We start from the raw sequence: 13,366 nt of genomic DNA on the forward strand, positions 1-13,366 counted from the left end.
GCCAACCCCTTGCCTTGCGCCGTGGAGACCAGTGCCCAGCCGGCTTCGGGGACATTGCCCAGCGGCGGGGTGATTTCGCGTTGATAGTCGGCAAAGCCGGTATCGCCCAGATATTCGCCGGTCTGGCGATCCTCGACAGCCCAGTAGCCAAAGCCGACAGCTTGCCAATGACCGATGTAGCGCAGCAGTCTTGACCAGGTTTCAGACGGTGCGGATGGCCGGCCGAGAATGAAACGTACAACGGCCTCCTCCGCCCACATGGCAGTCATCGCCGGGAAATCCTCGACCCGATGCGCACGCATTCGCGTCCGTTCGGTCAGAATTTCCGGTGGCGACTTCAGTGGCTGCGCGACGAGATGCTGAAACAACCGCCTGTTCCTTTCCGCGAGGATGGCTTGCTGCAAGTCGCCCTCAGGTATTGATTCAACACATTGGTAAACTGATTCCGCAAACGGACCGAAGTCCCTGATGCGGAATATTTTTCGCTCATTGCCTCAATGATCAACCAAGCCATCCGGCGAGACGGTCCGTCGCCTCGATCATCTCCGCCATGGTGCCTGCATAAGACAGGCGCAGCGCCAGATGGCCATCGACAGGATCGAAATCCATGCCCGGCGTCGTCGCGACATCGATCTCGGCCAGCATTCGTTTTGCAAAGGCCATGCTGTCATTGGTGTAGCGGGTCGCATCGACATAGGCATAGAAGGCGCCATCCATCGGCGACAGCAGCGGCAGGCCGAGTTCCGGCAGGCGGCGCAGAAGAAAGTCGCGATTGGCGCGGCAGCTTTCCTTGTAGTGCTCCAGCTCTTCGGTTGCACCCAAGGCGGCGATCGCGGCGATCTGCGACAGTTCGGGCGCGGAGATGTATAGGCTCTGGGCGAGACATTCGATCGGGCGCACGAGTTCCTCCGGCAGCACCATCCAGCCGATACGCCAGCCGGTCATGCAATAATATTTGGAGAAGGAATTGATCACCACCGCCTGCTTGCCGATGGTGAGGGCGGATGCTTCTTCGGCGCCATAGGTCAGGCCATGATAGATCTCGTCGGAAATCAGCGCGATGCCATGCCCCTCGCAATAGTCGTAGACCGCCTTGAGCTGGGCGGCAGAGGTCACCGTTCCGGTCGGATTGGCCGGGCTTGCCAGCAGCACGCCTTTCAGGCGGAGACCGGCGGAAGACTGGGCCTGTTCCAGACTTTCGGGCGTCAGGGTATAGCCGGTCTCGGCGCTGACCGGCACTTCGATGACAATCAGCCCCAGGGCCGACAGGATGCTCCGATAGGCGGGATAGCCTGGACGGGCAATGGCGACCGCATCGCCGACATCGAAGAGCGAAAGGAAGGCAAGGTTGAAGCCGGCGGAAGACCCCGTGGTGATCATGATGCGACCGGCATCGACATCAATACCGTGGCGATCGCGATAGTCATCGGCCAGACCCTGGCGCAGTGCGGCAAGTCCCAAGGCATCCGTGTAGCCAATTCGACCCGCAACCAGGGCCGCCTGGGCGGCTGCCAGCGCGGCCCTGGGTGCGGGATGCCCGGGCTGGCCGACCGCCATGGAGATGACCGGCTTGCCGGCCTGGCGACGTCTTGTGGCCTCCGCGAGGATATCCATGGCATGAAAAGGCTCGACTGCGCTGCGTTTTGAAATGGAAAGCACGGAATGGACGCTCCTGTCATAGAATGCGCCTGACATTTGCCGCAAAGCTGCGGCCTTCACAATGGCGAGAGGGACAAAGGGCCGGCAATTTTGCGATTTCGCTTGCCTGAGGCAAGGGTTAGGTTACCGATGCCACCGCCCGATATCGCCTGGGCCGATTGCCGGCTGGCAGAATTCAAGACGAGGAAAGACATGGCTCTGAATTTCAAGACGATCGCCGCCACGGCACTGGTTCTCCTTCCGGCCATGCTGCCCATGCCTGCCAGCGCGCTCGACGAGACGCAGAAAAAGGAAATCGGCGAATTCGTCCGTGAATACCTGATCGAAAATCCGGAGATCATGCTGGACGTGCAGGATGCGCTGCAGAAGAAGCAGGAAGAGGCGCGGCTGAAGAAGGCCTCCTCGGCCGTTGCCGACCACAAGGACGCGCTGTTCTCGTCGGAACATGACATCGCCATCGGCAACCCGAAGGGCGATGTGACGCTGGTCGAGTTCTTCGACTACAATTGCGGCTATTGCCGCCGTGCGCATGACGACATGAGCGCACTGCTGGAGAAGGACAAGAACATCCGCTTCGTTTTGAAGGAGTTCCCGATCCTCGGACCGGAATCGGTTGCGGCCCACAAGGTATCCGATGCGGTGCGGAAGCTTTCGCCGGAAAAATATCCGGACTTTTTCCACGCGATGATGACATCGGACGGCCGCGCCTCGGAAGAGAGCGCCATTGCGATCGCCGTCGGTCTCGGCCTGACTGAAGAGGCCCTGCGTGCCAAGATGAAGGACAGCCCGAACGATGCTTCGGTGCAGGAGGCCTATCAGCTGGCAACCAGCCTCGGCATTACCGGAACTCCGTCCTATATCCTCGGGAACGAAGCCGTTTTCGGCGCCGTCGGCTCCGAAGCCCTCGAAGCCAAGGTCGCCAATATGCGCTCCTGCGGCAAGGCGACCTGCTGAGACCGCAAGCCCTCGGCTCGGGGACAACCGTTCCTGCCTTAACCCTAGTGGCATTTTCCGGGGAAGGTCCTTCGCTATTGTGGCAAAGGGCTTTCCCTGCAGGGCCGCGCGGTCTATAGGAGGCGGTTGAAAACCGACGGAACTGTAGATGACAAAGACCATTTTTGTTCTGAATGGCCCCAACCTGAATGCCCTCGGCAAGCGGGAACCGGGGATCTATGGCGGCAAGACACTCGCCGACATCGAGGCGGACTGCAAGGCAGCCGGCCTGGAACTCGGGCTTGAGGTGGACTTCCGCCAGTCGAACCATGAAGGCGTATTGATCGACTGGCTGCACGAGGCCGGCGAAAAGGCAGCTGGCGTTGCCTTCAATGCAGGCGCCTATACGCATACGTCCGTTGGCCTGCATGACGCGATCCGCGCCATCCCGGTGCCGGTGATCGAAGTGCATATCTCGAACGTGCATGCACGCGAGGAATTCCGCCACAAATCGATGATAGCGCCCGCCGTCAAAGGGGTTATCTGCGGTTTTGGACCCTTAAGTTACATCCTGGCGCTGCAGGCGCTGAAAAACATCACGCAATAACAAGAATACAGGACATCATCCATGGCTGAGAAGAAATCGGGTATCGATCAGGCGCTGATCCGTGATCTGGCGAACATCCTCAACGAAACGGATCTGACCGAGATTGAAGTCGAGCAGGACGACCTGCGCATCCGCGTTTCGCGCAACGGCACACAGGTCATGATGCCGCAGATGCAGGCCTATGCCCAGCCGGTTGCTGCCGCACCGGCGGCGGTTGCTGCTGCTGCTGCTCCGGTTGCTGCTGCGCGCGACCTGTCCAAGGCCCTGACCGCACCGATGGTCGGCACCGTCTATCTGTCGCCTGCTCCGGGTGCACGCGCCTTCGTCGAAGTGGGTGCGACCGTCAAGGAAGGCCAGACACTCCTGATCATCGAAGCGATGAAGACGATGAACCAGATCCCGGCCCCGCGTTCGGGCAAGGTTGTCGAAATCCTGGTCGAAGACGGCAGCCCGGTAGAATACGGCGAGCCGCTCGTCGTCATCGAGTAAGCCGATGACCGCTATTTCAAAGATCCTCATCGCCAATCGCGGCGAAATCGCCCTGCGCGTGCTGCGCGCCTGCAAGGAACTCGGCATCGCCACCGTTGCCGTGCATTCCACCGCTGACGCCAATGCCATGCATGTGCGCCTGGCCGACGAAAGCGTGTGCATCGGCCCGCCGCCGTCGCGCGACAGCTATCTCAACATCCATCAGATCGTCGCCGCCTGCGAAATCACCGGCGCCGACGCAGTGCATCCGGGCTACGGCTTCCTGTCGGAAAATGCCAAGTTTGCCGATATCCTCGACGCCCACGGCATCACCTTCATCGGACCGACCGCGGAACACATCCGCCTGATGGGTGACAAGATCACGGCGAAAAAGACCGCCGTCGAGCTCGGAATTCCCGTCGTTCCGGGTTCGGATGGCGAAGTCCTGCCGGAAAACGCGCTGGAAATCGCCCGCCAGATCGGCTTCCCGGTTCTGATCAAGGCAACCGCCGGTGGCGGCGGCCGCGGCATGAAGGTCGCCAAGACCGAAGAAGAGCTGGAAGAGGCCGTTTCGACGGCACGATCCGAGGCCCTGGCTGCCTTCGGCAACGACGCCGTCTACATGGAAAAATACCTCGGCAAGCCGCGCCATATCGAAGTGCAGGTGGTCGGTGACGGCGCCGGCAATGCGATCCATCTCGGTGAACGCGACTGCTCTTTGCAGCGCCGCCACCAGAAGGTCTGGGAAGAAGCCAATTCCCCTGCCCTCAATGTCGAGCAGCGGATGAAGATCGGCCAGATCTGCGCCGATGCGATGAAGAAGATGAAGTACCGGGGCGCCGGCACGATCGAATTCCTCTACGAAAACGGCGAGTTCTTCTTCATCGAGATGAACACCCGCCTGCAGGTCGAGCATCCGATCACCGAAGCGATCACCGGCATCGACCTCGTACATGAGCAGATCCGCGTCGCATCGGGCGCCGGTCTCTCGGTCACACAGGACCAGGTGGTCTTCTCGGGACACGCCATCGAATGCCGCATCAATGCCGAGGATCCGCGCACCTTCGTACCGTCGCCCGGCACGATCACGCATTTCCATGCACCGGGTGGCCTCGGCGTGCGCGTCGACAGTGGCGTCTATGCCGGCTACAAGATCCCGCCTTATTATGACAGCCTGATCGGCAAGCTGATCGTGCATGGACGCACCCGCGTCGAATGCATGATGCGCCTGCGCCGCGTGCTCGACGAATTCGTCGTCGACGGGATCAAGACGACATTGCCGCTGTTCCAGGACCTCGTGTCCAACCAGGACATCGCCAATGGCGACTACGACATCCACTGGCTGGAAAACTATCTGGCCGAAACATCGGCCACATAACCACATGGCTGGGCGGCGCAGCAGGGACCAAGGGATAACACCGGAGCTCCTGCTGCGCGCCTATTCCATCGGGCTTTTCCCGATGTCGGATTCGGCCGACGACCCCGAACTGTTCTGGGTCGAACCCGATATCCGCGGCATCCTGCCGCTGGATGATTTCCACATTTCCAAAAGTCTCGCCAAGGCGATCCGCCAGAAACCATTCGACATCCGTTTCGACACGATGTTCGACGCGGTGGTGGCCAAATGCGCCGAAGCGGCGGACGACCGTCCCAGCACCTGGATCAACCAGCAGATCCGCGATCTCTACGGCGCTCTGCACAGGCTCGGCCATGCCCACAGCGTCGAGGCGTGGGAGGGCGACGAACTGGTCGGCGGGCTTTACGGGGTGTCTTTGGGATCGGCGTTTTTCGGCGAGAGCATGTTTTCGAGGCGCACCAATGCGTCGAAGATTTGTCTCGTCTATCTGGTGGAGCGGCTGAGAGAACGCGGGTTCACGCTGCTCGACACGCAGTTCACCACCGAGCATTTGAAGACGTTCGGGGCTGTGGATATTCCCAAGGCTGCGTATGGGGTGTTGCTGGAGCGGGCGATGGAGAGTGGGGCTGTTGGGTTTTAGGGGGGTGTGGGGCCTCCGATCGCAAGATAATCTCAATTACTGATTGACCATTATACTGCACCATGCTCGTTTTCTGCGGTGGAGGAGAATGCATGGCGTACAGAAAGCTACCTTTGGCATCGTTAATCGTAAACCCCGCGAACGATCGACATGGTGAACTTGAGAACGAAACCGCGGCAATAGCGCAACTCTTTGCTTCTCATGAGCAGCATATGCGGAGTCTTGCCAAAGATATCGTCGCAAAAGGGGAGATCTTCGAGCCCCCGCTCGTGTTTCCATCAGGTGACAAGTACATTGTGGCAGACGGAAATCGCCGTACAACCTGCCTAAAGCTTCTCGCAGCGCCCCGCCGCGCGCCAACAGTCGAACTCCAGAAGTTTTTCGCAGACTGTCGTGCGGAATGGACAGGCCCCTTTCCCGACAAGATTGAATGCCAAGTCGAAAGCGACCGAGACCGCGTAGACGACATTCTTTACCGGCGACACACGGGTGTACAAGGCGGCATTGGCCAAAGCACTTGGAACGATAGGATGAAGACCAATTTCATCGATCGTACCGGCAGAGGTGGGAGCCTCAACGTAGCGGACGAGATTGAGAAGCGACTTAGGGAGGCTAAACTACTTCCTGAGCGGAAGATCCCGCGCTCGAACCTTAACCGCCTGCTATCTGCCGAGCCCCTACGAAATCGATTGGGTATCTCAGTCAGCAAGGGCAAGCTTGAAATAGTCCGCGATGAGGCGGAAACACTGTTGGCATTACAGCGGGTTGCTAACGACCTCGCGAGTCGCGCTGTAACACTGGACAACATCTGGGATACGAATTCAAAGGTAGTATATCTGGACTCTCTTGAGGTCGAAGGGGTGTTGCCGAGGGCTAAGCAAACGTCAAAGGCCGTGACGCAAGCTACAACCGAGGTGTCCCCTCCCCTTCGAGAACCGGCACCTCCGCGCCCTCGGGCCTGGCCGCATCTAATCCCAGATGTTGCTTACGAGGTAACCTGGCAGGGGCACCTTCATCGCCATCGCGCCGTTTGGGAAGAATTACAATACAAGTTGGACATGAACGAGACACCCAATGCGGTGTCTGTGTTACTACGCGTACTATTAGAACTCTCGATCGACAACTACATAAAGCGACGTCAGGTGAGTGACGTATCCGCCAATGACAAGCTCGGAATTAAAGTCACTAAAGTAGCTGACGATCTCTACCAAACAGGAAAAATAGACAAAAAATACGTTGGTGCAATCAGCAAACTAAAACAAAATGAGGATGTAGTCTCCTTGGACACTCTAAATCGATACGTCCACTCGCCGAATTTCAGTGTCTCTCCTGATCACTTGAAGATGCTGTGGGAGACGCTATCGGAACTTATCGTTCTATGCCTGCGGGCTTAGAAAATATGTACATAAACCTATTGGGTTAGACTTTTTGGCGACGGCTGTAACTCTGTGCGAGTCTATCACCTCACCCCCGCCTCGCCGCCTCAATCTTCGCCACGTCAATCTTCCCCATCTCCATCATCGCTTCAAAAGCCCGCTTCGCCTCGTCTCCGCCGGCCGACAGGGCTTCCATCAGGGTTCGGGGCGTGATCTGCCAGTTGATTGCCCATTTGTCCTTGCACCAGCCGCAGGCGCTTTCCTGGCCGCCATTGCCGACGATGGCGTTCCAGTAGCGATCGGTTTCTTCCTGGTCGTCGGTGGCGATCTGGAAGGAAAAGGCTTCCGAATGTTTGAAGGTGGGGCCGCCGTTGATGCCCATGCAGGGGATGCCGGCGACGGTGAAATCGACGGTCAGGACATCGCCGGCCTTGCCGGAGGGAAAGTCGGCTGGTGCGCGGATGACGGCCTTGACTTGGCTGTCGGGGAAGACCGTCGCGTAGAAGCGGGCGGCAACTTCGGCGTCCTTGTCGTACCAGATGCAGATGGTGTTCTTCGGCATTGCCATGGTCTTTCCTCCTCGGATGCGGACATCCCTGCATTGCACGCCTGCGGGGCGGTTGCGTCAAGGGGGCATGGTTCGGAGCGGGACAAAGGCCAGAAGCCCCCACTGGCCTGCCGGCCATCTTCCCCACAAGGGGGGAGAGGACGAGCGGATGCCGCTCATTCCTAGCGGATGAGTTCCCGTTCGACCCAGGCGCGGAGGTCGCGGCCGGTTTAAGCTCTCCCCTTTGTGGGGAGGGTTTGGGAGGGGCATCTTGGCGTCCCCGAAGACGCGTCAGTTGGTCGTCAAATCCGCCGTCTCGCCGAAGGCGATGATCAGCTTGGGGCTGGTCATGTCGCCGCTTTCCTCGTCGACCTGGATCGAATAGGCGGCGACGCCGAGGTGGCGGGCGGACATGGCAGTGGCGATCTTTTCGGCGGAGGCGGCGCTCGAGGCCTGGCGCATCTCGCCCGGCACGACATTGCCGCGGTTCTTCTTGAAGGGAAGGACGATGAATTTTTCGGAGAGGGACATGGTGGGAGAACTCCTGTTCGTTCTCTTCCTGTTCTCTATTGCCGGGGATGTCAATCGCTAAGCGTTGACGGAGGCACTGCCGCTTGCCTGAGCATTTCGGGAGGCGGACATATGGCGCATATCGCGGCGGCGGATGAAACAGCGCCTCCGGCCTGCCGGCTATCTCTGCCCGACACGGGGTGCGGATGCCGAGAAAGAAGACTGCGGCCTTTAGTAGAGGCCGGCGCCTGGGGGCGCTGTCAGGACGGGAGGCTGCGGCTGCTGCCCCTGAAACTCGGGATTGGCGTCCTGCGGGAAATCGGCGGGCGGCAGGGTTTCGCCGAAAGTCTCGTCGGGGATCTCCTGCGGCGCATCGAGCGGCGGGACAGCGCCCGGTGCGGGCTCTGCGAGTGCGGGCTCTGTCTGTGTGGGCTGTGGCGGTGTGGGCTGTGCCGCTGTGGGGTCTGGCGCTACAGCTGCTGGCGATGTGGCGGCGCCTGCATTGCCGGCGGGCTGAGCGGTGGTTGCGCCGGTCGCCGGCGTTTCAGCAGCCTTGACCGGTTCGGGGGCCGCTTGCACAGCCTTGACGCCGAGGGGGGCCGGAACCTCCGAGCTCGCCTTGCAGCCGGTCAGCCAGACGTCATAGATCGCGTGTTCGACGGCGTTCAGCGCCGGGCTGTCGGCAAACATCCAGCCGGAAAAGATCCGGCGGATCTTGCGGTCGAGGGTGATTTCGTCGACTTCGACAAAGGCGTCGATCTTCTGGGCTTCGGTCTGGTCGCGGGAATAGCAGACCTTCGGCGTGACCTGCAGCGCGCCGAACTGCACGGTCTCGTTGACATAGACATCGAAGCTGGTGATGCGGCCGGTGATCTTGTCGATGCCGGCGAATTCGGCAACCGGATTTTCAAGGCGCGCGGCATGGGCCGGTGTCGAAACGAAGACGGCGGTCAGGAGTGCCGCACCAAGGGCCGAAAGCGCCATAGCAGGCAAACCGCTGTTTCGTTCCGGACGCTTCATCTGCCGCTCTTTCACAGTCAATTCATCTCAAGGCCCAGATACGACAAGGGCCTCACGAGAGAGGCCCTAACGGCGAATTATGGCCAAATCGGGTATTCGTGGCCGGCTGATCAGTTGCCGGGCGTCCAGGCGTCGTAGTCGCCGGTGACACGCGGACGCTCGCCGGCAACGGCGATCGAACCCGGAGGACGATAGGCAGCGGAGGTGCCGGTCAGGTTCTCGCGATGCGGGAGCTGCCAATCGGCCGGCTTGTAGTTGTCCTTCGGCGGGGCGACGTCGGTGCGGTAGTGCATCCAGCCGTGCCAGCCGGCCGGGATTTTCGACGCGTCGGCATAACCCTTGTAGATCACCCAGCGGCGCGGAAGGCCGAAGGACGTGGTGCCGCCTTCATAATAGACATTGCCTGCTTCATCTTCGCCGACGCGCTTGCCGTTGCGCCAGGTGAAGAAGCGGGTACCCATGGTCTGACCATTCCACCAGGTGAAAATTTGCAACAGAAACTGCTTCATGTCGTGTCCTTGGATTTCAGCCGAAGCCCAACATACGGGCGCTCTAAACATAGGCGGCACCGTATAATATCTTCTTGCTTATGCCGCCTTGCCTTTCGCTTGTCCAGTGATTCGCGGTCGCACCCCGTCATTTCAGCTTCAACTTGAACCCCAGGTGGCTCGGCGCAAAACCGAGCCGCGCGTAGAAGCGGTGGGCATCCGTGCGCGCGGCATTCGAGGTCAGCTGAACGAGGCGCATGTGCTCGGCGCGGGCACGCTCGACGGCAAAACCGATCATGATGGCGCCGATCCCCTGCCCGCGGCAATCGGCCCGTGTCTGGACCGCCTCGATGATCATCGAGGATGATCCGCGCGCGGTCATCGTCGTAGTGACCATGGTCTGGAAGGTGCCGACGACGTCGCCGTGTTTCTCCGCCACATACAGCGTTTCGTTCGGCGAGGCGGCGATGCGGGCAAAGGCGGCAAGATAGTCCGGCAAAGCCTGCGGGTCGGTGGTATCGCCATGCCCGCCCAGCGCGTCATCGGCAAACAGCGCGGCGATCTGTGCAACGTCTTCCGCCCGCGCGACACGGATCCGCACATCTGTATCCTGCATGCAAAGTCTCTCCCGATCTCTTCAAGACGCGCAGAACTACAGTGAGGTTCGCGACAGATTGATGACGGGCAAGAGCCGAAAGCCGATTACAGCAGCGGCTTTTCCATGATCAGCGCTTCGATGCCGCTATTGGGGCCGCCGCAATTCTTCGTCCTGTCGACTTCGACAAAGCCATGCGCCTCGTAGAAGGCGACGGCGCCGAGGTTCTTCGGCTCGACTTCCAGCCGCATGATCTCGGCATCGGGAAAGCAGCTCTCGATCTCGGCGAACAGATCGCGGCCGATGCCCTGGCGCTGGCAATCGGGATGGACGTAGAGCTGGTAGAGCATAGCCGTCTTGGCGAGCTTGTCCGACATCGCGGCAAAGGCCATGCCGCCGATGCGCTTGCCATTGTCGGCGACGAGAAACTCGCCGCCCTTCTGGTGCACCCGCGCCTTGAGAGCCACCTGCGAATGCCAGCTGTCGATCAGTTCCTTGACCTTGGCCGGCCCGTAGACCGCGTCATAGGTCGCGTGGAATGTCGTTTCGAGCAGCGACCGCAGCGACTGGATATCGCCTTCACCGGCGGTGCGGACGAAATACAAGGGCCTACTCCTCGACAATGCCGAGCTTGGCCTTGACTAGCGCCTGGACCGCCTGCGGGTTGGCCTTGCCACCGGTGGACTTCATCACCTGGCCGACAAACCAGCCGGCGAGCGTCGGCTTGGCGAGCACCTTGGCAACCTGATCGGGATTGGCGGCGATGATCTCGTCAACGGCCTTTTCGATGGCGCCGGTGTCGGTGACCTGCTTCATGCCGCGGGTCTCGACGATTTCGGCCGGGTCGCCGCCTTCGTTGAAGACGATCTCGAACAGGTCCTTGGCAATCTTGCCGGAAATGGTCTCGGCCTTGATCAGGTCGATTATGCCACCGAGCTGGGCGGGGGAAACCGGAGTCTCTTCAATGCCTTTGCCGGCTTTGTTCAAGGCACCCAGCAGGTCGTTGATAACCCAGTTGGCGGCGATCTTGCCATCGCGGCCATCGGCCACGGCTTCGAAATAGTCTGCGATTGCCTTCTCAGACACCAGAACCGAGGCATCATAGATCGACAGGCCAAGCTCGGCGACGAAGCGGGCCTTCTTGTCGTCGGGCAGTTCCGGCAGATCCTTCTTCAGGTTCTCGATGAAGGCGTCGTCGAATTCGAGCGGCAGCAGGTCAGGATCGGGGAAATAGCGATAGTCATGCGCATCTTCCTTGGAGCGCATCGAGCGTGTCTCGCCCTTGCCCGGATCGAAGAGGCGGGTTTCCTGATCGATCGTGCCGCCATCCTCGATGATCGCGATCTGGCGACGGGCCTCGTATTCGATCGCCTGGCCGATGAAGCGGATCGAGTTGACGTTCTTGATTTCGCAGCGCGTGCCGAATTCGCCGCCGGGCTTGCGCACGGAGACGTTGACGTCGGCGCGCATGGAGCCCTCGTCCATGTTGCCGTCGCAGGTGCCGAGATAACGCACGATCGAGCGCAGTTTGGTCATGTAGGCCTTGGCTTCGTCGGACGAACGCATGTCGGGCTTCGAGACGATTTCCATCAGCGCGACGCCCGAGCGGTTGAGGTCGACATAGGACATGGTCGGATGCTGGTCATGCATTGACTTGCCGGCATCCTGTTCCAGGTGCAGGCGCTCGATACCGATCTCGATGTCCTCGAACTGGCCCTGACGGTCGGGGCCGAGCGAGATGATGATCTTGCCTTCACCGACGATCGGATCCTTGAACTGCGAAATCTGGTAGCCCTGCGGCAAGTCGGGATAGAAATAGTTCTTGCGGTCGAAGATCGAGCGCTTGTTGATCTGGGCTTTCAGGCCGAGACCGGTGCGCACGGCCTGGGCCACGCATTCCTCGTTGATCACAGGCAGCATGCCGGGCATGGCGGCATCGACGAGCGAGACGTTGGAATTCGGCGCATTGCCGAAGACCGTCGACGCACCCGAAAACAGCTTGGAATTGCTCATCACCTGGGCATGGACTTCCATGCCGATGACGATTTCCCAGTCGCCTGTGGCGCCGGGGATGAAGCGTTTCGGATCGGGTGTGCGCGTGTCTACCAGGGTCATCGGATGCTCGTGTCATGCGTGGGTCTATGGGCTCGTGAGGTAGAGCAAATGGGCCGACGGTGCAAGGCTTGTGACGTCCGGCCTGTCTCAGGATGATGGCAAGCCCGGTGGAGGAAATCGCTTAACCCGGGTGGAATAAGCTGCCTGCCATGGCAAGCGAAACAATCCTCACCGTGGCTGCACTTGCGGCGCTCTACAATGTCGTGGTGTTTTGCATCTACGCGTTTGACAAAATTTCTGCACGCGAGGGTGGTTGGCGGGTCAGGGAAAGCACGCTGATTTTCCTTGCCGTAACGGGCGGCGGAACCGGGGCCTTTCTCTGCCAACGCCTGTTGCGGCACAAGACGCGCAAGCCGCCGTTTCGCCTGTTGTTGCCATGCCTATTCGTCCTGCAGTCAGCGGTAGCACTGATCCTGCTGCTGGCGCCGCAACAGGTGCTCTCAGCCGCAGAACATCTGATCAAGCTGATGCCATCGCATTAGAATTCCTGCCCATAGCCCAGTGGCTCCACCGCCACCAACTGCTTCGAAAGGCCGACGGACTGGACGTCGCGGTCGAGTTTCGGATTGTAGGCAATGGTCAGCCAGTTCACCGCATAGCCATGTTTCTCGAAAAATCCGATCGCTTCGATGTTCATCGCATGGGTCTGAAGGCTAGCCTTGTCGAACCCTTGCCGCACGATCTCGGCCTCAACTGCCTCCAGCAGGGCAGATCCCAACCCCAGACGCTGCTGGTCAGGATCGATCCAGAAGTCTGTGATGTTCTCGTCGAGATCTTCGCGGGCAGCCCATCCGGCAGCAAAACCGCCCCTGTCGGCCACCATGATCGTCACCCATCCCTTGTGGGTAAAATGACGGAAGGAGGCGCGGGCATTGTCCACCATCGACCGCGTATCGCCGACCGTGATCATCGCCTTTTCCCAGGCGCGAACGCCGATCTCGGCCAGCAGATCCGCTTCTTCCAGCCTTGCGCTCCGGATGGTGATCATCGACGCTCCACTTGTTGACGGCAGTAGACCATCCCGTGCGAGATTTTTCCAGTCTTCAAGATA

Annotated in this window: 16 protein-coding genes and 1 pseudogene; 7 read left to right on the plus strand and 10 right to left on the minus strand. The window is 60.1% G+C overall.

Annotated elements, in window-relative coordinates; genetic code table 11:
* Together PDO_RS06105 and PDO_RS06110 are read right to left on the minus strand one after the other, a co-directional pair.
* Window positions 1-368: GNAT family N-acetyltransferase (locus tag PDO_RS06105; protein ID WP_037072793.1), on the minus strand; the 368-nt coding region annotated here is incomplete at its 3' end.
* Window positions 369-501: 133 nt separating this feature from the next.
* The gene (locus PDO_RS06110) at window positions 502-1,659 is read right to left on the minus strand and encodes a pyridoxal phosphate-dependent aminotransferase (RefSeq protein WP_007599275.1); all 1,158 of its coding nucleotides are present in this window, start codon (window positions 1,657-1,659) and stop codon (window positions 502-504) included.
* Between the two features lie 192 nt (window positions 1,660-1,851).
* On the opposite strand from PDO_RS06110, the gene PDO_RS06115 reads away from it, so the two are divergent.
* The 6 genes from PDO_RS06115 (at window position 1,852) to PDO_RS06140 (ending at window position 7,058) form a co-directional block, all read left to right on the plus strand.
* Complete coding sequence (locus PDO_RS06115; protein ID WP_007599277.1) at window positions 1,852-2,613, plus strand: DsbA family protein; 762 nt, start codon at window positions 1,852-1,854, stop codon at window positions 2,611-2,613.
* 148 nt (window positions 2,614-2,761) lie between these two features.
* A complete protein-coding gene (aroQ, locus tag PDO_RS06120) occupies window positions 2,762-3,199 on the plus strand; it encodes a type II 3-dehydroquinate dehydratase (RefSeq protein WP_007599278.1) in 438 nt (145 codons plus the stop codon).
* A 21-nt stretch (window positions 3,200-3,220) separates the two neighbouring features.
* Window positions 3,221-3,688: an acetyl-CoA carboxylase biotin carboxyl carrier protein gene (gene accB / locus PDO_RS06125; protein ID WP_007599279.1), complete on the plus strand. Its 468-nt coding sequence runs from the start codon at window positions 3,221-3,223 to the stop codon at window positions 3,686-3,688.
* A gap of 4 nt (window positions 3,689-3,692) precedes the next feature.
* On the plus strand, window positions 3,693-5,045 hold the full coding sequence (accC, locus tag PDO_RS06130; protein WP_007599280.1) for an acetyl-CoA carboxylase biotin carboxylase subunit: 1,353 nt from the start codon (window positions 3,693-3,695) through the stop codon (window positions 5,043-5,045).
* A 4-nt stretch (window positions 5,046-5,049) separates the two neighbouring features.
* The gene (aat, locus tag PDO_RS06135) at window positions 5,050-5,664 is read left to right on the plus strand and encodes a leucyl/phenylalanyl-tRNA--protein transferase (protein ID WP_037072780.1); all 615 of its coding nucleotides are present in this window, start codon (window positions 5,050-5,052) and stop codon (window positions 5,662-5,664) included.
* 92 nt (window positions 5,665-5,756) lie between these two features.
* Entirely contained in the window at window positions 5,757-7,058 is a 1,302-nt protein-coding gene (locus tag PDO_RS06140; RefSeq protein WP_007599282.1) for a ParB N-terminal domain-containing protein, read from the plus strand.
* A gap of 70 nt (window positions 7,059-7,128) precedes the next feature.
* On the opposite strand, the gene PDO_RS06145 is transcribed toward PDO_RS06140, so the two are convergent.
* The 7 genes and pseudogenes from PDO_RS06145 to gatB all read right to left on the minus strand — a co-directional run bounded on the left by PDO_RS06145 (window position 7,129) and on the right by gatB (window position 12,315).
* Window positions 7,129-7,602 carry a VOC family protein gene (locus PDO_RS06145; protein WP_085995751.1) on the minus strand — a complete coding sequence of 158 codons (474 nt, stop codon included), beginning with the start codon at window positions 7,600-7,602 and terminating at the stop codon, window positions 7,129-7,131.
* A 276-nt stretch (window positions 7,603-7,878) separates the two neighbouring features.
* Window positions 7,879-8,118, minus strand: coding sequence for a hypothetical protein (locus tag PDO_RS06150; protein WP_007599287.1), 240 nt, complete (start codon window positions 8,116-8,118; stop codon window positions 7,879-7,881).
* A gap of 558 nt (window positions 8,119-8,676) precedes the next feature.
* Window positions 8,677-9,081, minus strand: a pseudogene (locus PDO_RS28955) (DUF2155 domain-containing protein); the annotation flags it as partial.
* A 146-nt stretch (window positions 9,082-9,227) separates the two neighbouring features.
* Complete coding sequence (locus PDO_RS06160) at window positions 9,228-9,626, minus strand: NADH:ubiquinone oxidoreductase subunit NDUFA12 (RefSeq protein WP_007599291.1); 399 nt, start codon at window positions 9,624-9,626, stop codon at window positions 9,228-9,230.
* A 127-nt stretch (window positions 9,627-9,753) separates the two neighbouring features.
* Complete coding sequence (locus PDO_RS06165; RefSeq protein ID WP_007599293.1) at window positions 9,754-10,221, minus strand: GNAT family N-acetyltransferase; 468 nt, start codon at window positions 10,219-10,221, stop codon at window positions 9,754-9,756.
* A gap of 86 nt (window positions 10,222-10,307) precedes the next feature.
* On the minus strand, window positions 10,308-10,805 hold the full coding sequence (locus tag PDO_RS06170) for a GNAT family N-acetyltransferase (RefSeq protein WP_007599294.1): 498 nt from the start codon (window positions 10,803-10,805) through the stop codon (window positions 10,308-10,310).
* Between the two features lie 4 nt (window positions 10,806-10,809).
* Window positions 10,810-12,315: an Asp-tRNA(Asn)/Glu-tRNA(Gln) amidotransferase subunit GatB gene (gene gatB / locus PDO_RS06175; protein ID WP_007599296.1), complete on the minus strand. Its 1,506-nt coding sequence runs from the start codon at window positions 12,313-12,315 to the stop codon at window positions 10,810-10,812.
* A gap of 149 nt (window positions 12,316-12,464) precedes the next feature.
* On the opposite strand from gatB, the gene PDO_RS06180 reads away from it, so the two are divergent.
* Window positions 12,465-12,797 carry a DUF1294 domain-containing protein gene (locus PDO_RS06180; protein WP_007599298.1) on the plus strand — a complete coding sequence of 111 codons (333 nt, stop codon included), beginning with the start codon at window positions 12,465-12,467 and terminating at the stop codon, window positions 12,795-12,797.
* Here PDO_RS06180 and PDO_RS06185 read toward each other — a convergent pair.
* Window positions 12,794-13,303, minus strand: coding sequence for a GNAT family N-acetyltransferase (locus PDO_RS06185; RefSeq protein ID WP_007599299.1), 510 nt, complete (start codon window positions 13,301-13,303; stop codon window positions 12,794-12,796). The two genes, PDO_RS06180 and PDO_RS06185, sit on opposite strands and share 4 nt — an antisense overlap.
* Window positions 13,304-13,366 lie beyond the last annotated feature (63 nt).

Origin of the sequence: Rhizobium sp. PDO1-076 (assembly GCF_000247475.1) — a bacterium.
Classification (GTDB): domain Bacteria; phylum Pseudomonadota; class Alphaproteobacteria; order Rhizobiales; family Rhizobiaceae; genus Allorhizobium.

What these genes read in the sequence shown, in the direction of transcription:
- PDO_RS06180 (WP_007599298.1), top strand. Translation starts at nt 12,465, where the DNA reads ATGGCAAGCGAAACAATCCTCACCGTGGCTGCACTTGCGGCGCTCTAC.
- PDO_RS06115 (WP_007599277.1), top strand. Translation starts at nt 1,852, where the DNA reads ATGGCTCTGAATTTCAAGACGATCGCCGCCACGGCACTGGTTCTCCTT.
- PDO_RS06145 (WP_085995751.1), bottom strand. Translation starts at nt 7,602, where the DNA reads ATGCCGAAGAACACCATCTGCATCTGGTACGACAAGGACGCCGAAGTT.
- PDO_RS06140 (WP_007599282.1), top strand. Translation starts at nt 5,757, where the DNA reads ATGGCGTACAGAAAGCTACCTTTGGCATCGTTAATCGTAAACCCCGCG.
- gatB (WP_007599296.1), bottom strand. Translation starts at nt 12,315, where the DNA reads ATGACCCTGGTAGACACGCGCACACCCGATCCGAAACGCTTCATCCCC.
- aat (WP_037072780.1), top strand. Translation starts at nt 5,050, where the DNA reads ATGGCTGGGCGGCGCAGCAGGGACCAAGGGATAACACCGGAGCTCCTG.
- accC (WP_007599280.1), top strand. Translation starts at nt 3,693, where the DNA reads ATGACCGCTATTTCAAAGATCCTCATCGCCAATCGCGGCGAAATCGCC.
- aroQ (WP_007599278.1), top strand. Translation starts at nt 2,762, where the DNA reads ATGACAAAGACCATTTTTGTTCTGAATGGCCCCAACCTGAATGCCCTC.
- PDO_RS06185 (WP_007599299.1), bottom strand. Translation starts at nt 13,303, where the DNA reads ATGATCACCATCCGGAGCGCAAGGCTGGAAGAAGCGGATCTGCTGGCC.
- accB (WP_007599279.1), top strand. Translation starts at nt 3,221, where the DNA reads ATGGCTGAGAAGAAATCGGGTATCGATCAGGCGCTGATCCGTGATCTG.
- PDO_RS06165 (WP_007599293.1), bottom strand. Translation starts at nt 10,221, where the DNA reads ATGCAGGATACAGATGTGCGGATCCGTGTCGCGCGGGCGGAAGACGTT.
- PDO_RS06150 (WP_007599287.1), bottom strand. Translation starts at nt 8,118, where the DNA reads ATGTCCCTCTCCGAAAAATTCATCGTCCTTCCCTTCAAGAAGAACCGC.
- PDO_RS06160 (WP_007599291.1), bottom strand. Translation starts at nt 9,626, where the DNA reads ATGAAGCAGTTTCTGTTGCAAATTTTCACCTGGTGGAATGGTCAGACC.